The following is a 16,867-nucleotide window of genomic DNA, read 5'->3' as shown; positions in this document are numbered from 1 at the left end:
GAGAAGGCGTAACGCGCCGCGCGAAACCGCCCCCGTGCGTCGGCGCAGCTCGATCCCGCTCGTGGAGATGCCGTGCCCGACCTTGCCCTGGCGGCCCTCGCCCTTCTGATTGAGGCTGCCGCCGGCTATCCGGCGCGCCTCCTGGGCTGGATCGGCCATCCCGTCATCTGGGCCGGGCGCCTCATCTCGGCGCTCGACCGGACACTGAACCGCGAGGCGCTTGGGTTTGCCGGGCGCCGGGCGTGCGGCGTGCTGGCGGTGATCCTGCTGCTGGGCTGCGCGATCGGGCCCGCCTTCGCCGTTCAATGGGCGCTGTGGGCGCTGGCCGGGCCGGTGGGCCTTTTCCTGTGCGCGCTTCTCGGGTCATCGCTCCTGGCGCAGCGGGCGCTGCATACGCATGTGGCCGATGTGGCCACCGCCCTTGAACGGGAGGGGCTTGCGGCCGGGCGCCGGGCCGTGTCGCGCATCGTGGGGCGGGATCCGGAGCGGCTGGACGAGGCCGGCGTCTCCCGCGCCGCCATCGAGAGCCTCGCGGAGAATTTTTCCGACGGCATCGTGGCGCCCGCTTTCTGGATGGCGGTCGGCGGGTTGCCGGGCGCTGCCGCCTACAAGGCGCTGAACACCGCGGACAGCATGATCGGCCACAAGACGGCCCGTCACGAAGCCTTCGGCTGGGCGGCGGCGCGGCTGGACGACCTCGTGAACCTGCCCGCGTCCCGCCTGTCCGGCCTGCTCATCATCGCGGCGGCGGCCATCTTGCCCGGCGCATCGCCCAAGGGGGCCTGGATTGCCATGTGGCGGGACGCGGCCCGGCATCGCTCGCCCAATGCGGGATGGCCGGAAGCCGCCATGGCGGGCGCATTGGGGATTTCCATCGCCGGGCCGCGCAGCTATGGGGGCGTCGAGGCGCCGGCCGCCTATATGGGCGACGGGCGGCGGGAAATCGGCGCGGCGGACATCCGCGCGGCGCTCCGGCTCTATCGCTGGGCGGATGGGCTGGGCGTCGGCCTTCTCTGCCTTTGCGCGCTTATCGCCTTCAGCGTGCGAGGCTGAGCAGGCGGTCCAGGTCCACATGCTCAGCGAGATGGGCAGCGAGCGAGTCCAATGTCGCCTCCACCTGCGCTTCATAGGCGATGTGCGCGGGACCGGCCTCCAGGAGCGAAAGCCAGGCGGTGCGCTGGGCATCGTCGGCGAACAGGCCGTGGACATAGGTGCCCATGATGCGGCCATCCGCGCTCACCGCGCCCTCCGGCTCCTCATTGCCCGCCCGTGCGAGGTGAGCGAAGCTGCGGGCCCGGTCCGGCCCCTCCGTCTCGCCCATATGCATCTCATAGCCCGAAAAAGGCGCGTCGAGGCGCGAGCGGCCCGTCACCGCCTCCAGCCGCTTATGGGGGGTGAGGCGGGTGACCACGTCCAGCAGGCCAAGCCCGTCTGCGGCGCCGGGCGGGCCTTCCAGCCCTTCCGGGTCTTCCACGCGGCGACCGAGAATCTGATAGCCTCCGCACAACCCCAGCACGCGCCCGCCCCGCCGGGCATGGGCGATGATGTCGTGATGGAGGCCGCCCGCCTTCAAGGCGGCGAGATCGCCCAAAGTCGCCTTCGAGCCGAGCAGCAGGACGAGGTCCGTCTCCACCGGCAGCGCCTCATGGGCGCGCAGGCGAATAAGGTTAATAGCCGGCTCGGCATCCAGGGGGTCGAGGTCGTCGAAATTGGACACGTGGGGCAGGATCGGCACCGCGATGGTCCGGCGCGCGGACGCCTTTCGCGCGGTGGGGGCCTCCAGCGCCAGGGCATCCTCGGCGGGAAGGTTCGCGGCGCCGGCGAAGTGCGGAACAAGGCCCAGCGCCGCCCAGCCCGTGTGACACGAGATGATCCGCATGCCCTCATCAAAGAGGCGAGGATCGCCGCGAAACTTATTGATGATGAAGCCTTTTATGAGCGGTTCATCCAAGGGGTCAATGACCGTCTTCGTGCCCACGACACTGGCAATGACCCCGCCCCTGTCGATATCCCCGATAAGGATCACAGGGCAGTTTGCTGCACGTGCGAAGCCCATATTGGCGATGTCATTGGTCCTCAGATTCACCTCCGAGGCGCTCCCCGCCCCCTCGACGATGGTAAGATCTGATTCATCATTAAGGCGGCTAAAGCTTTCCAGTACCGCAGGCAACAGACCGGCCTTCAGGGACTGGTAGGCCGCCGCCTTCGCGGTGCCCACCACCCGGCCCTGCACGACGATCTGGGCGCCGATCTCGCTCTGGGGCTTCAGCAGCACCGGGTTCATGTGCACGGACGGCGCGACACGCGCGGCGCGGGCCTGGAGCGCCTGGGCGCGGCCGATCTCGCCGCCGTCCGCCGTCACCGCCGCGTTGTTGGACATGTTCTGCGGCTTGAAGGGGCGCACCGCGAGGCCGCGATTGGCGAAGGCCCGGCAGAAGCCCGCCACCAGCAGCGACTTGCCGACATTCGATCCCGTGCCCTGGAACATCAAGGCGGGCATGGCGGGTCAGAACTCGATGCCCGCCTGCGCTTTCACGCCGGCGGAGAAATGATGCTTCACGAGGCCCATCTCGGTCACGAGGTCCGCCGCCTCCAGAAGGTCGGCCTTCGCGTTGCGGCCGGTGACGACGATATGGAGGTCTGGCCGCCGCGCGGTGAGGGTGGCGACCACATGGCCGAGATCGAGATAATCGTAGCGCAGCGCGATGTTCAGCTCGTCCAGAACCAGCAGGCGGATGTCGGGATCGGCCATCAGCTCCTCCGCCTTGGCGAAGGCGCGGGCGGCGGCGGCCTTATCGCGGGCGAGGTCCTGGGTCTCCCAGGTGAACCCCTCCCCCATTGTATGCCAGCGCACCCGGTCCCCGAAGGCCGCGAAGGCGTCCTGCTCTCCGGTCTGCCATGCGCCCTTGATGAACTGCACCACGCCCACCTTGCCGCCGCGCCCCAGCATGCGCAGGGCAAGGCCGAAGGCGGCCGTGCTCTTGCCCTTGCCGAGGCCGGTATGGACGATGAGCAGGCCCTTCTCGGTCACCGTCTTGCCGGCGACCTCCGCATCCTGAACCGCCTTGCGCTTGGCCATCTTCTCGCGATGGCGGGCGGCGTCCTTCTCGTCCACGGTATCGCTCATGGCATCTGTCCTTTGACCGTCATGGGCAGCCCCGCCACCATGAAGACCACATGGTCGGCGCGCGCGGCAACCTGCTGGTTGAGCCGCCCCGCCGCATCGCGGAACCGCCGGGCAAGGGCATTGTCGGGGACGATTCCCAGCCCCACTTCGTTGGCCACGAGGACCGTGAGCCCGGCGCGCCGTCCCAGTGCCGCCACGAGGCGCTCCTGTTCCGCCGCAAGATCATGATCCGCCAGCAAGTGATTGGTGAGCCACAAGGTCAGGCAGTCCACCAGCACTGGAGCCTCTTGTGGAAGTTCAGCGATCAGCGCCGCCAGATTGAGCGGGCAGTCATGGGTGATCCAGCGGTCATCGCGTCGCGACCGATGGAGCGCGATGCGCGCCTCCATCTCCCCGTCCAGTGCCTGGGCGGTGGCGGCATAGAGGAAAGGCGGCGTCCCGCGCTCGATCAGCGCTTCCGCGTGGCGGCTCTTGCCGGAGCGCGCGCCACCGAGAACGAGGACGAGCGGCCCACGATGATCCTCCTGCAATGGCCCTGCCCTTTCAGGAACATCCCGCGCCGCGCTCTCGCCGGACCCGACGATTCCCCGGAACTATACCGCCCGTGACCGGCGTCGCAACGACGCCCTCATCTCATTGCCGCGCCTTGGCCACGAGCGAGGAGGTGGAGCGGCCCGCCACCAGATCAGCCAGAACCAACCGCCCGCCATGTGCGAGCACCACGTCCGCGCCCACCACGTCCTCGGGCTTGTAGTCCGAGCCCTTCACCAGCACGTCCGGCAGGAGGGTGCGGATGGTCTCCAGCGGCGTGTCCTCCTCGAACAGCACCACAAGATCCACGCAGCGCATGGCGCCGATGACGCGGGCGCGCGCGGTTTCGTCCTGAAGCGGGCGTGTCGGCCCCTTCAGGCGCCTGGTGGAGGCGTCCGTATTGAGCGCCACCACCAGCCGGTCGCCCTCGGCGGCGGCGGCTTCCAGAAGCGCCACATGGCCGGGATGGACAAGGTCGAAGCAGCCATTGGTGAACACCACCCGTGCGCCCGCCGCCTGCCAGCCGGAGACGATCTCCCGCGCGCGGTCCAAGGGCACCAGCGCGCCCGGCGGCTCCACCTGGGGCAGCGCGCGGTCGAGCGCGGCGGCGATCTCGGCCCGCGTCACCACCGCCGTGCCGAGCTTGCCCACGGCGATGGCGGCCGCCGCATTGGCCATACGCACGCACGCCTCCATGGGCTCGCCCGCCGCCAGCGCGGTGGCCAGCGCCGCCAGCGCCGTGTCGCCCGCGCCGGAAACGTCGAACACCTCGCGGGCCTCGGCCGCCACATGCAGGATCGGGCCGTCCTGGCGCCAGAGGGTCATGCCCTTCTCCGCCCGCGTCACCAGCACGTCGCCGCCGAACTGCGCGCCGGCAGCGGCGGCGGCCTGCGCCGCCTGTTCGTCCGTCTCGTCCGGCAGGCCGGTGGCTTCCGCAAGTTCGCGACGATTGGGGGTCACGAGGCGCGCCCCCCGATAGGACTCGAACGTGCGCCGCTTGGGGTCCACGATCACAGGCACATCATGCTTGGCCGCCTCGTCCATTACGGCGGCGATGACGGTGTCGCCCAGCACGCCCTTGGCATAGTCCGAGAGCACCGCCACCCGCGATGCCGCGACAGCGGCCCGCGCGGCGACCACAAGGCGCGCTTCCAGCTCCCGATCCGGGGCGCTTGTATCCTCCGCGTCGATGCGCACGATCTGCTGGCGCCCGCTCATGACCCGCGTCTTGGTGATGGTGGGCCGAGCGGAATCGGCCACCAGCCGATCGAGGGCGATGTCGGGATAGGCCCCGAGCGCCGTGCACAGGTCATCGGCGCGCGCATCCGCCCCCACGAGGCCCACCAGGATCACCGACGCGCCCATGGCGGCGATGTTGGCGGCCACATTGGCCGCGCCGCCCGGCACGAGCCGGTCGGAGCCGTGGACCAGAACCGGGACCGGCGCCTCGGGCGAGATGCGCGAGACGCTGCCGGTCACATAATGATCCACGATGATGTCGCCGATGACGGCGATGGGGCCGAGGCGGCTTTGCGAGAACATGGCGCCCTCACCCGTTCCGGGCGCGCAGATGCGCGCTCACATATTGGCTCACGCCGTCCTCCAGGGAGGTGAAGGGCTGATGGAAGCCCGCCGCCCGCAGCTTGGTCATGTCGGCCTGCGTGAAATACTGGTAGGCGCCCCGAATGCGCTCGGGCATGTCCACATAATCGATGCGCGGCTCGCGCCCCGCCGCCGAGAAGACCGCGCGGGCGAGATCCGCGAAGGAGCGGGCGGTGCCGGTGCCGATATTGAAGATGCCGCTCACGGACGGCGTCTCCACCAGCCAGCGCACCACCGCCACGCAATCGGCCACATAGACGAAGTCGCGCAATTGCCCGCCATCCGCGTAGCCGGGATCGTGGGACTTGAAGAGCGTCACCGCCTCCCCCGCCGCCGCGGTGGGGTAGATCTTGTGGATCACCGAGCGCATGTCGCCCTTATGCTCCTCGCCCGGCCCGTAGACGTTGAAGAAGCGCAAACCCGCCCATTGTGGCGGGTGCGCGCGCCCGGCCGCCACGTCCGACAGGAACCGCCGGTCGGCCATCAGCTTGCTCCACCCATAGAGATTGAGGGGGGCGAGGCTCATGAGGTCCGCGAGGGTTTCCGCATCCCCGAAGCCCCTGCTGCCGTCGCCATAGGTGGCGGCGGAGGAGGCATAGATGAAGGGCAGGCCCTTGCGCGCGCACAGTTCCCACAGATCGAGGCTGGCGCGGATATTCTGCGAGACGATCTTGTCGCCGTCCGTCTCGGTGGTGGCGGAGATGGCGCCCATATGGATGACCGCGCGAACCCGTCCGCCGTCCCGCTCCAAGAAGGGCAAAACGGCCTCGGGGCGGATCACGTCGTCAACCAGCACGTCCTGCAGATTGCGCCATTTGGGGCCGGATTCGAGCCAGTCGGCCACGACAACCCGGTAGCCGTCCTGCGCGAAGGCGCGCGCGATGTTCGATCCGATGAACCCTGCGCCGCCGGTGACCAGCACCGTGTCGCGATTGCCGTAGACGGTCATGGACGCCACCTCAGGGAGCGATGCGCTCCGTTTCATGCCGTCTGGTGCCGGTTACCCGGTGCCGAACGGGCTCGCTCAAGCGCCGCGCGGGCGTTCGGTGTCACGCAGGCCGTGGACGCGGCGCAGAGCCGGCTTCCTGTGCCATGGCCCGCCGCGATTTGTCCATGGCGTCCGCATGGCCGAACCGCAGCACGTTGAGGCTGCGCCAGGCCGCCTGGGCCCCGTGATCCACCATGCAAGGTGGTCCTTCCACCGTGTGCGGCGCCACCTTGCAGGCACTTTTCTCACACGGGGCACACGGGCGGAAGGACCGTACCTCCAGCACCTTGGCGCCATAAAGGCCGGTGAGGCGGGGATTGGTGGGGCCGTACAGGCCCACCGTGGGCACGCCGAGGGCCGCCGCCAGATGACCGAGGCCCGAATCCACGGCCACCACGCCCTGCGCGCCCGCAAGAATCGGGGCGATCTCGTCGATGGGTCCCGGCGGCTCCACATGGACGAAGGGCAGGTCGCGACGGATCGCGTCGGCGCGGACCCGTTCCGCATCCCCCAGCGCGAAGATGCGGGATTCGAGGCCCGCCTCGTGGGCGATCCCGGCCAGTTCCCGCCAGCGATGGGGCGTCCAGGTCTTGGTAGGCCAGGTGGTGCCGTGGAGCAGGAGAAGATAGGGCGCGGTGGCCGGGGCCGGGGCGAGATGGAGCCCCGCATCGATGGGCAGCCCCTCCAGATCATAGCCGAGCGCCGCCGCGAACAGCTTGCGGATGCGCAGGGCCATGTGCTCCGTCTCGGGGATATGGTGTCCGCGCCGATAGAAGAAGGGCGCCAGCCCTTCGCGCGCCGAGCCCCGCCCGAAGCCGTGGCGCGGGCCGGAGGCGAAGCAGGCGATGGCGGCGCTCTTCAGCAGCCCCTGCGCGTCGATCACCCGGTCATAGCGCTCCTGCTTCAACGCGGCGCGCACTGTCTGCCCCTCCGGCGAGCGCCAGCCGGCGATGGGGGATTTGCGCAGCCGCCGCATGGGAACGGGAATGACGTGCCGCACGGCGGGATGCAGGCGCACGAGAGGGACGAACGCCTCCTCCACCGCCCAGTCCACGGTGAGCCCGGGAATGCGGGTGGCCGCATCGGTCAGGGCCGGGAAGGTGTGGACCACATCCCCCAGCGACGACAGCTTGACGATGAGGATTTTCATCCCCGGATCCGCGCGGCAGCGGCCAGCACTTCGGCCGGCTGGATCGCCTCGAAGCAGGCGAGCGTGCCGAGCGGGCACTCGCGCTTGAAACAGGGGCGGCACGGCAGATCGTGGGACACGACCGTGGAGCGCGGCCCCGTGGGCGGGGTCATCTTTTCCGAGGAGGAGCCGTAGAGCACCACGAGGGGACGATCGAGCGCGCCCGCCACATGCATGAGGCCGGAATCGTTGGAGACAACCACGTCGGCCCCGGCGAGAATCGCCGCCGCCTCCATCAGATTTGTGCGTCCCGCCAGATTGTCGGGGATACCGCCCGCCCGCTCGACGATCTCCTGCGCGATGGGGGCATCCTTGGGCCCGCCGAGAATGCGGACGCGATAGCCCGCCGCGCGCGCCATGTCCGCGAGGCGGGCGAAGCGTTCCGCCGGCCAGCGCTTGGCCGGGCCGTATTCCGCGCCGGGGCACAAGGCCATGATCGGCCCCTCCCCCGGCAGCGGGAACCGCCCGTCCGCCTGTTCCCGCGCGCCGTCCGGCAGGAAGAGAACCGGGCGCGGCGCCCGCATCTGCTCACCCTTCGGGGCGCCCAGGGCCACGAAGCGGTCGATGGTGCGGGCGGTCTTCCGGTCGCGGTCGGGGCGCGCTTCCGTCAGCAGGATGCTGCGACCCTCGGCGGCATAGCCGATGCGCTCGGGAATGCCCGCCGCGAAGGGAACGATGGCCGCCTTGAAGGCGCGCGGCAGGATGATGGCCTTGCCATAGCCCTCGTCCTTCAGCGCCCGGCCGGCTTTCCAGCGGGCCACCACGCTGAACTGCCCGTGGCCGAGCGCCAGGGGAATGGTGCGGCGCACACCCCGGATGAGCTTGGCGATGGGAAGGGCGGCGGCGGGGGCGATGACGTCGATGGGGCGGCCGGGCTCACGCAGGCGGAGGCTTTCTATGAGGCTGCCGGCCATCACCATATCGCCGACCCAGGAGGGGCCGACCACCAGGATGGGGGAAACCGAACCTAACGCGCGCATGGGCGGCACTCGCCCCCCGAAAAGGCCATGGAGTGAACCGGGATCCCCACCCGGTGATGAAACCGCAGATGGGATCGATGTCGCGTCTTCGCAAGCCGGGCCCGTCCGGTCAAGGGTCGCGTCGGCGGAGCGTGAGCGACAGACGAAAAAGGGCGCCGAAACGGCGCCCTTTCAGACTGGAAGAAGGTCCGGCTCAGGCGGCGGGACGGAAGGTCTTCTCGGCAGCGGCCTTGAGGGGCTCGGAGCTGTCGGTGGCGATCTTCTGAGCGAGGGTGGAGAGTTCCTTGGCCTGGCTCTGGAGGGTCTCGTACTGCGAACGCAGGTGCGAGGTGGACAGCTCGACCGCCTCGGAGGGGGTCTTGGCCGACAGAACGGTGGCGAAGAAATCGAACGCCGTGTTCATGTTCGAGCGCAGGATTTCCAGGGACTTGAGATTGTACTCAGCCACGCCCTTGGCGGCGGTGGAACAGGAACCCTCGAACATGTCGGAGGTCTGCTCGGCGGCTTCCTTGAACTTCTCGTAGTTGCCGCGGGCCGACAGCACGCCCTTTTCCGCCATGTCGCGGAAGGGGGCCGGCATCTCGAACTTGGAGAAGGCGCTGCTGGCAGCGGCCATCTGATCCTGGAACGCTTTGGCAAAGCTCTCGTTCATGACTTCCTCGGTGCGCTGGTCGGTTTACGACGCCGTGAAGACCGCCGTACCTCCCCTATGCAATCGCACAGGTGTGCACCGCGCTCTTTCCGATCCCAAATGGATCATAACGCACGATAGGTGCGGCACAAAATGGTTTTTTGCGCCGCACAATCGAGGAGCCGGATGACGTAAGCGTCAGTAGGTCTGGTTCGGATCGTTCGGCTTGGTGGCCTGTTCGAATGCCGACTGCGCCGTCTTCGCGGTTGCGGCGCCCGCAGTCTGCAAGTCTTCCGCCACCGACTTGGCATGGGCCGTGGCGGCGGTGGTGAGCGTCTGGAGGCGATCGGCCAAAGCGCGGGCGTGCTCATCCAGCGAGCGGATGGTGGATTCGCCCAGCGTGCGGGCATCCGCGCCGAACGTGGCGGCCTGGGCCGCGACAGCCTGCACCTGCTCGGTGACGAAGGCCGCCTGGAGGCTCAGCACTTCCTGCGGGCTCCTCGCCTGGACGAGCTTGTTCAGGAAATCGAACGAGGCATTCACATTGGCTTCCACGAGGCCGATGGTCTTGGCGCGCAGTTCCTTGATGCCGGACTGCACTTCCTTGATCCGCTCCTCGGAATCTCCGACCGCGCTGCGGGCGGAATCGAACAGGGTGTCGAAAGCCTGGCGCGCCTGCGCCACATTCTTCTCCGCGATGACCCGCAACTCAGCGGGCAACTCGAGGTCGGGACCGAACTTGCTGCTCATCGTCGTCACTCCTCGGGCGTTGGGGATCCTCCGAACCGGCGGTTCCGGTGCGATCTTAGTGATGGTTTGCGCGGGATGGAATTGGCTTCATGTAAACGAACGGACATTTAGTTTTACATGTTCAAGGGTTTAGTCCGCCCGTTCAAGGCTTGGGCCGGCCATTTCCCGGCGCACGGCGCTCTTTCGGCGTCGTTCCGTCGCATCTTGGTGCCGTTTCACGACGGGAATGCGATTGCCGGGACGTTAATCTTTGAGTGGAATAGTTGCGGTACAGGCGCGGTCGCACCTGGAAGGGCCTGCGGGCCCGCGTTCTGTCTGAGGTCATGAGCGAGCACACGTCCCGTCTCCTGTCGCTCAACGAGCCAGCGTTCGCTCCGCTGCGCCGTCAGGATCTTGCGTCCTTTCTCGTGCTGCTGTCCGACGGGCGTGTTGTCGCAGCCACCTCCGCCTGCGCCGCGCTCGGCGTCACGGAGGACGCGCCCGCGCCCGCCAGCGTCGCCGCCATCGCCCGGCATGTGGCGGCGCTCCCGGGCCATACCCCCCGGCTGGAGCGGGTGCGCCTGCCGTCCGCCTTTGTCCCGCGTGTCTTCTCCTGCCTCGCCCTCACCACGCCCATCGGCCCGGTCGTGCTGTTTGCCGACCCCGCCGCCATGGCCGAGGCCCCGCCGCCCCCGGCGGCGCCTGCTGCGACCGTTGAGCCGGAGCCGCCGCCCGCGCGCCCCGTGCGCTTCACATGGGAGGCGGACGGCGAGGGGCGCATCCTCTCCCTCTCCGCATCCTTCATCGAGGCGCTCGGCCCGCGCCTGCGGGCCTGGCAGGGCCGCACCTTTTCGGATCTCGCCGCAGACGGGGTGCTGAAGGACACGGCCCGCGTCTCCGACATGCTCATGGGCGGGGCCACCTTCTCCGATGCGGTGCTGTGGACCGGGGAAGACCCGCCGCGGCGCATCGAGATCGGCGGCGTCCCGCTGTTCGATGCCGCCCGCCGGCGCATCGGCGTGCGGGGGTTCGGCCTCATCTGGCAGGCCCCTCCCCGTCCGCCCGCCCCGCCCCGGGCTCCGGAAAACGTGGTGCCGCTGCGCGGCGGCGCCCTCTCGCCCCGCGAGCGAACCGCGTTCCACGAGATCGCCCGCTCCCTGAACGAAGCCATCGACAATTGGCCGAAGCCCGCCCCGGTCGCATCCCCGTCCCAGGATGCGCCGCGCACCGACGCGCCCGTGGAACACGAGCCGCCGCCTCCGGAGACACGGCGGGAGGAGCCGATCGCCTACGCGCCTCAACCGAGCGCGCCCCTGCCTGAGCCCGTGCCCGCCCCTGTTGTCCCGCAGCCCGCTGCCGCCCCCGTCGAGCAGACCTCTTGGCAGGATGGCCTTCTCGACCGCCTGCCCATCGGCCTTGCCGTCCAGCAGCGGGGCGCCATCGTCCATGTGAATGAGACGCTGCTGGAATGGGTGGGCACGCCGGATGCCGACGCCTTCCGCGATGCCGGCGGGCTCGGACGCCTGCTGGTGCGTGGCGGCGATGGGCGGCTGGAACTGAAATCCCTCGCGGGGCCTGGCCGCTCCGTGGATGTGCGGCTGCTCTCGGCGCCCTGGCGCGGGCAGACGGCCATCATCCATACGCTGCGGGCGCTGGAGCCCCTTCCGCCGCCTCCACCTCCGCCTGTCGCCCCTCCTCCGCCCGTGGTGATCGCGCCGCAGGTGGATGTGGCCGCGGAACGGGCGCGCGGGCGGGCAGAGGCGCTGGATGTCATCCCCTTCCCCGTCTTCCTGCTGGATGCCTCCGGGATCATCGAGGAGATGAATACTGCCGCCGCTGAATTGTGCGGCTTCACGGCCACCGAGCTGAAAGGCGAGCCCTTCACCCTGACTTTCGCCCCCGGAAGCCAGGTGGATGCGGTGGCGCTGCTGGATGCGGCGGTCGAATCGCCCGACGATGCGGCCCCACGCGAAGGGGCGCTTCGGGCCCGGCATCGGCTGGGTATCGAGACGGAGCTGGATGCGCTGATCGTTCGCGCTGTCCGGGGTTCGGGCCGCTATTGCCTCATCCTGCGCGAGCCGAAAGAGCGTGCGGACGACGGCGCCCTGGCGGCGCATCCCGCCACGCGGCGTCCCGAAACCCGGGTCGCCGCCGCGGACGCCGATCTTTCGGTGGCCATGGAGCCTTTCGTGCGGAGGGTCTCCCATGCGGTTCGCGTGCCGCTCACCTCCATCATGGGTTTCGTGGATGCCGTGCGCGGCTCCACCTTCGGCCCCGTGGGGAACAACCGCTATGCCAAGCAGGCGGAAGCTGCGGCGATCGCCGCGCAGCAATTGCTGGCGAGCCTTGCGGATATCGAGGCGCTGAATGCGGCGGCGGCTGTGGACCCGCGCACGAGTGTGGACGTTTCCGTCGCCACACGCTTGGCGCTCGACCATGTCCAGGCGAGCGCCAAGCGCCGGCGCGTCCTGCTGCGCGGGGACATGGCCGACGACCTCGATGCCTGGTTCAATCCCGCAATTCTCGACGAGGGCTTGCGCCTGCTGCTGGAGGAGGCCGTCCAGGCGACGCCGGCCGGAGGGCAGGTGCTCGTCTCCTCCCGCCGTGCCGATCCGGCTACCCATGCGGGAGTGGTCATCCTGGTGCGCGACGGCGGGCGCGGGCTGAGCGAGGAAGAGATCGCCATTGCCCTTTCGCCATTCAAAACCGCCGCCGTTTCCGATCGCTTCACCGGCAGCGGCCGCCCGTTCCGCATGGCCCGGCTTGCTGCGCTCATGCAGGCGAACGGCGCGCAATTGCGCCTGAGGCGCGGCGTGGAGATGGGCATGCTCTGCGAGATCCACCTGCCCGACTGAGCCGTACGGCTTTCCGTTTCGGCTACGGGATTATGCCCTACGCAATTCTACCAGGGTCGGCACCCATGCGGCAGTCACGCGGGTTCGACAGGCTGTTTTCTTCTTGATGGGCAAAGAGATCGTTGGCTGGCCGCAAAATAGAATGATTAGAAAGTACGGTTTGGGGCCCCTCTTTCGCGCTGTTTTGATCCTTGCGAGGGTGTCGCCGGGATTGACGCGGGACCCGGTGACAGGCAAAAAATAGAGACAATCCAGTGGTTTAGAAAGAATCTAAACTAGAACGCCCGGTCGCTCGATGATTGTTTGCTCTTGCAACGTCTTTTCCGATCACCAAGTGCGGGACGTGCTCGCCAACTCGTCGGGCGTGCGCTCCCCCGGACAGGTGTATCGGTGCCTGGGCTGCTCGCCGCAATGCGGTCGCTGTGCCCGCACCATCCGGGCGATTCTTGATCAGGTGCACGGCTCCTGCTCCGATTGCCCGGTGGAATGCCCGGGCGCCGCGCTCTCCACGAAGCTGGTCGCCGCCGAATAGGCGGCTTTGTCGCATCACCCCGGGAACGGGGGGCGTGGGGGTCCTGCTTGTCTTTTCTTTAGAATTCCTCTAAGTCTGATTTCAGGGTAGCACGAGACGCTCAGGCACTTGGGCGCAGGGACTTGGGCCCAGGGACTTGGGCGAAGGAGCTTACAATGAAGGGCGATGCTAAGGTCATCGAGTATCTCAATCGTGGCCTTCGGTCGGAGCTGACGGCGATCAACCAGTACTGGCTGCACTATCGCATGCTGGAAAACTGGGGTTTCAAGGACCTCGCCAAGAAGTGGCGCGCCGAATCCATCGAGGAGATGGTGCACGCCGACAAGTTCGTGGATCGCATCCTGTTCCTGGACGGTTTTCCGAACCTGCAGGTGCTCGATCCGCTGCGTATCGGTCAGGACATCAAGGAAATCCTTGAGGCCGACCTCGCCGCCGAGCAGGAAGCCCGCGCCCTCTACCAGGAAGCCGCGGCCTACAGCAGCTCGGTGAAGGACTTCCCCAGCCGCGACCTCTTCGAGGAACTGATGACGGACGAGGAAGGCCATATCGACTTCCTTGAGACCCAGCTCGACCTCGTGGCGCGTCTCGGTGTGCAGCTCTATGCGCAGCACCATATGGGCAAGTTGGAAGACGACTGACCTTTTCGGACCCGTTCCGGAAATCAGGAAGCCCGGCCTTTGCGCCGGGCTTTTTGTTTGGCCAGTTTAGAATTGGACATTCTCTAATCTTTTCTCGTTCCTGCGCTCGTGATTGACGCAAGCCGTTGGCTGACGTTACGCGAAGTCCGATCGGCCGCATCAAGCAGGCCGTCCGGAGAACGCCATGTTCAGGAAACTGCCCAGCCGAACCCGAGTCTGCCATGCGGTGCTCGCCGCCGCCGCGGGCCTGCTTCTGTCCGGCGCCGCCTCGGCGCAGGGTGTGCTGAACGTCTATACGACCCGCGAGCCCGGCCTCGCCGCGCCGGTGTTCGAGGCCTTCACCAAGGCCACGGGAATCACCGTGAACAGCGTGTTCGTGAAGGACGGCCTCGCCGAGCGCGTGAAGGCCGAGGGCAGCGCCTCCCCTGCCGATATCCTCATGACGGTGGATGCGGGCAACCTGCTGGACGTGGTGGATGCCGGCGTCACCCAGCCGGTGAACAGCCCCGTCCTCACTGCGGCGATCCCCGCCAATCTGCGGGATCCGAACGGCAATTGGTTCGCGCTCTCGCTGCGCGCCCGCCTTCTCTATGCGGCGAAGGACCTCAAGCTCTCCTCCATGACCTATGAGAATCTCGCCGATCCCAAGTGGAAGGGCGAGATCTGCATCCGGTCGGGCCAGCACCCCTACAATGTGGGGCTGACCGCCGCCTATATCGTGCATCACGGCGAGGCCAAGACCGAGGAATGGCTGAAGGGCGTGAAGGCCAATCTCGCGCGCAAGGCCACCGGCGGCGACCGCGAAGGCGCGCGCGACATTCTCGGCGGCATCTGCGATCTCGCCATCGGCAATTCCTACTATGTGGGCCTCATGCGCTCCGGCAAGGGCGGCCCCGAGCAGCAGAAGTGGGCCGATGCCATCGACGTGGTCCTGCCCGTGTTCGAGGGCGGCGGCACCCATGTGAACGTGTCCGGCGCGGCGGTGGCCAAGAATGCGCCCAACAAGGACAATGCGGTCCGCTTCCTCGAGTTCGCTGTCTCGCCCGAGATGCAGGCCATCTATGCCAAGGCCAATTTCGAGTATCCGGTGATTGCGGGCGCGCAGGTCGATCCCGTGATTGCCGCGCTCGGCCCGCTGAAGGTCGATCCCATCTCCCTGGTGGAGATGGCCAAGGCCCGCAAGAAGGCGAGCGAGCTGATCGACCGCGTCGGCTTCGACAATTGATGTGGTCGGCCCCGGCTCCGGCCGGGGCCGCGCTGGCGTGACCAAAGGCCCATGAGCCCTGCTTATCGGCCTTTGGTGGGACCTTCCGCTTGACCGACTTTTCTGCGAAATCCTGGATCCGGCCGCCGGCGCGCATCGCCCGGCGGCTTCGTTCATTGCCGGTGGCGGCTGCCTTCGGCGTGGCGGCCTTCGTGCTGCTGCCGGTTCTCGCGCTGATCGCCATCGCCGCCCAAGGGTCCGGCGATCTCTGGCCCCATCTCATCGACAATGTGCTGCCCACGGCCCTGTGGCAGACCGGCGTGCTGCTGGTGGGCGTGGGGATCAGTGTCACACTGGTGGCCGTGCCGTGCGCCTGGCTGGTGGCCACCTGTGCCTTTCCCGGCCGCCGATGGCTGGAGGTGGGGCTGCTCCTGCCGCTCGCCTTGCCCGGCTATATCGTCGCCTATTCTTATCTGGACGTGCTCCATCCCCTCGGCCCGGTGCAGAGCGCGCTGCGCTGGATGCTGGGCATCTCCAGCCCGCGCGGCTTCCAGCTTCCCGACGTGCGGTCCGCCTGGGGCTGCATCTTCGTGCTGTCCTGCGTGCTCTACCCCTATGTCTATCTGTCCGCCCGGGCGAGCTTCCTGGTCCAGTCCGCCAGCGCGCTGGATGCGGCGCGGGCGCTGGGCGCGGGGCGGTGGCGCACGGTGTGGCGCGTCGCCCTGCCCATGGCGCGCCCCGCCATCGTGGCGGGCCTCACGCTGGCGCTACTTGAAGTGCTGGGCGACATCGGCGCGTCCGAATTCCTCGGCATGCGCACGCTGACGGTGTCCGTCTACACCACCTGGGTGAACCGCTCGAACCTGCCCGGCGCGGCGCAGATCGCGCTGGTCATGATGATGTTCGTCCTCGTTCTGGTGGCGGCCGAGCGCGCGGCCCGGAGCCGGGCCCGCTATGGCGGCGGGGGCAGCGCCCGCCCGCCCGCCCTCGTGCCGCTGACGGGCATGGCAGGGGTGGCGGCCTGCCTCTTCTGCCTCGTGCCGGTCCTGCTCGGCTTCGGCGTGCCGCTGCTTCACCTCCTGTTCGCCGCCATCAAGAGAATCGAGTTCAGCGGCATCTCGCCCAACCTGCTGGTGGAGGCGCGAAACAGCGCCCTCTTGGCGGGCGGCGGCACCGTGCTCGCGCTGGCCCTTGGCTTCCTGGTCACCTTGGCGCAGCGCCTCGTCCCGTCCGGGCTCACCGCCGGTCTCGCCCGCTTGTCCACGCTCGGCTACGCCATTCCCGGCACGGTCCTGGCCATCGGGCTGCTGACGCCGCTGGCCGGGTTCGACAATCTGGTGGACCAGGCGGCGCGCCAGACCTTCGGCATCTCCACCGGGCTGCTGATCTCCGGCTCGGGCGCAGCCCTCATCATCGCCTATGCCATCCGCTTCCTCGCCATCAGCGTGGGCGCGCTGGAGGCGGGATATGGGAAGATCTCGCCCAATCTCGACATGGCCGCGCGGAGCCTGGGTCGTTCGCGCCGGGGGGCTGTGCGCCATGTCCACCTGCCCCTCATGCGCACCGCCCTCGCGACGGCGGCGCTCATGGTGTTCGTGGACGGCATGAAGGAGCTTCCCGCAACCCTTCTGCTGCGGCCGCTGGGCGTCGAGACGCTCGCGACCCACGTCTATGGAGAGGCCGCGCGCGGCACCTATGAGGACGGTGCCCTGGCAGCGCTGCTCATCGTTCTGGTGGGTCTCGTGCCCGTTCTGATGCTGGCGCGCCTGTCCTATACCTCCCTCGCGGGCGCTGCGCAGGGCAGCCGGAGCGGGTGAGGCCAGCGGTGCCGTCGCCTCATTCTGAAAGCCTTGAAAGCGAC

At 68.4% G+C, this 16,867-nt stretch carries 15 protein-coding genes; 6 read left to right on the top strand and 9 right to left on the bottom strand.

Annotated elements, in window-relative coordinates; translation table 11 throughout:
- Positions 1 to 72 precede the first annotated feature (72 nt).
- Positions 73 to 1,053: an adenosylcobinamide-phosphate synthase CbiB gene (cbiB, locus tag EJJ38_RS07770; protein WP_127089516.1), complete on the top strand. Its 981-nt coding sequence runs from the start codon at positions 73 to 75 to the stop codon at positions 1,051 to 1,053.
- On the opposite strand, the gene EJJ38_RS07765 is transcribed toward cbiB, so the two are convergent.
- The 9 genes from EJJ38_RS07765 to EJJ38_RS07725 form a co-directional block, all read right to left on the bottom strand.
- Positions 1,037 to 2,500 carry a cobyric acid synthase gene (locus EJJ38_RS07765; RefSeq protein ID WP_127089515.1) on the bottom strand — a complete coding sequence of 488 codons (1,464 nt, stop codon included), beginning with the start codon at positions 2,498 to 2,500 and terminating at the stop codon, positions 1,037 to 1,039. The genes cbiB and EJJ38_RS07765 overlap by 17 nt on opposite strands.
- A gap of 6 nt (positions 2,501 to 2,506) precedes the next feature.
- Positions 2,507 to 3,127, bottom strand: coding sequence for a cob(I)yrinic acid a,c-diamide adenosyltransferase (cobO, locus tag EJJ38_RS07760; protein ID WP_127089514.1), 621 nt, complete (start codon positions 3,125 to 3,127; stop codon positions 2,507 to 2,509).
- Positions 3,124 to 3,657 (bottom strand): bifunctional adenosylcobinamide kinase/adenosylcobinamide-phosphate guanylyltransferase, encoded by a 534-nt coding sequence (cobU, locus tag EJJ38_RS07755; RefSeq protein ID WP_127089513.1) that lies wholly within the window; start codon positions 3,655 to 3,657, stop codon positions 3,124 to 3,126. Before cobU ends, cobO begins: the two co-directional genes overlap by 4 nt.
- A gap of 103 nt (positions 3,658 to 3,760) precedes the next feature.
- The gene (locus tag EJJ38_RS07750) at positions 3,761 to 5,200 is read right to left on the bottom strand and encodes a PfkB family carbohydrate kinase (protein WP_127089512.1); all 1,440 of its coding nucleotides are present in this window, start codon (positions 5,198 to 5,200) and stop codon (positions 3,761 to 3,763) included.
- A 7-nt stretch (positions 5,201 to 5,207) separates the two neighbouring features.
- Positions 5,208 to 6,209: an ADP-glyceromanno-heptose 6-epimerase gene (gene rfaD, locus EJJ38_RS07745; protein WP_127089511.1), complete on the bottom strand. Its 1,002-nt coding sequence runs from the start codon at positions 6,207 to 6,209 to the stop codon at positions 5,208 to 5,210.
- A gap of 100 nt (positions 6,210 to 6,309) precedes the next feature.
- Positions 6,310 to 7,398 (bottom strand): lipopolysaccharide heptosyltransferase I, encoded by a 1,089-nt coding sequence (gene waaC / locus EJJ38_RS07740; protein ID WP_127089510.1) that lies wholly within the window; start codon positions 7,396 to 7,398, stop codon positions 6,310 to 6,312.
- Positions 7,395 to 8,417 carry a lipopolysaccharide heptosyltransferase II gene (gene waaF / locus EJJ38_RS07735; RefSeq protein ID WP_127089509.1) on the bottom strand — a complete coding sequence of 341 codons (1,023 nt, stop codon included), beginning with the start codon at positions 8,415 to 8,417 and terminating at the stop codon, positions 7,395 to 7,397. The genes waaC and waaF overlap by 4 nt, the downstream gene beginning before the upstream one ends.
- A gap of 193 nt (positions 8,418 to 8,610) precedes the next feature.
- A complete protein-coding gene (locus tag EJJ38_RS07730) occupies positions 8,611 to 9,069 on the bottom strand; it encodes a phasin (RefSeq protein ID WP_127089508.1) in 459 nt (152 codons plus the stop codon).
- 177 nt (positions 9,070 to 9,246) lie between these two features.
- Entirely contained in the window at positions 9,247 to 9,798 is a 552-nt protein-coding gene (locus tag EJJ38_RS07725) for a phasin family protein (protein ID WP_127089507.1), read from the bottom strand.
- A gap of 323 nt (positions 9,799 to 10,121) precedes the next feature.
- On the opposite strand from EJJ38_RS07725, the gene EJJ38_RS07720 reads away from it, so the two are divergent.
- From EJJ38_RS07720 to EJJ38_RS07700, 5 genes are all read left to right on the top strand, one after another.
- Positions 10,122 to 12,632 (top strand): PAS domain-containing protein, encoded by a 2,511-nt coding sequence (locus tag EJJ38_RS07720; protein ID WP_127089506.1) that lies wholly within the window; start codon positions 10,122 to 10,124, stop codon positions 12,630 to 12,632.
- Between the two features lie 295 nt (positions 12,633 to 12,927).
- Positions 12,928 to 13,164 (top strand): (2Fe-2S)-binding protein, encoded by a 237-nt coding sequence (locus EJJ38_RS07715; protein WP_127089505.1) that lies wholly within the window; start codon positions 12,928 to 12,930, stop codon positions 13,162 to 13,164.
- Positions 13,165 to 13,319: 155 nt separating this feature from the next.
- Positions 13,320 to 13,802, top strand: a complete 483-nt coding sequence (gene bfr / locus EJJ38_RS07710) for a bacterioferritin (protein ID WP_127089504.1) — start codon at positions 13,320 to 13,322, stop codon at positions 13,800 to 13,802.
- A 184-nt stretch (positions 13,803 to 13,986) separates the two neighbouring features.
- Positions 13,987 to 15,027 (top strand): extracellular solute-binding protein, encoded by a 1,041-nt coding sequence (locus EJJ38_RS07705; protein WP_127089503.1) that lies wholly within the window; start codon positions 13,987 to 13,989, stop codon positions 15,025 to 15,027.
- Positions 15,028 to 15,116: 89 nt separating this feature from the next.
- Entirely contained in the window at positions 15,117 to 16,823 is a 1,707-nt protein-coding gene (locus EJJ38_RS07700; RefSeq protein WP_338021863.1) for an ABC transporter permease, read from the top strand.
- Positions 16,824 to 16,867: the final 44 nt, after the last annotated feature.

The organism is Aquabacter cavernae (assembly GCF_003993795.1).
Lineage (GTDB): Bacteria > Pseudomonadota > Alphaproteobacteria > Rhizobiales > Xanthobacteraceae > Aquabacter > Aquabacter cavernae.
Note: the sequence above shows the minus strand (reverse complement) of the source record. Positions and strands in the feature narration are given on the sequence as shown.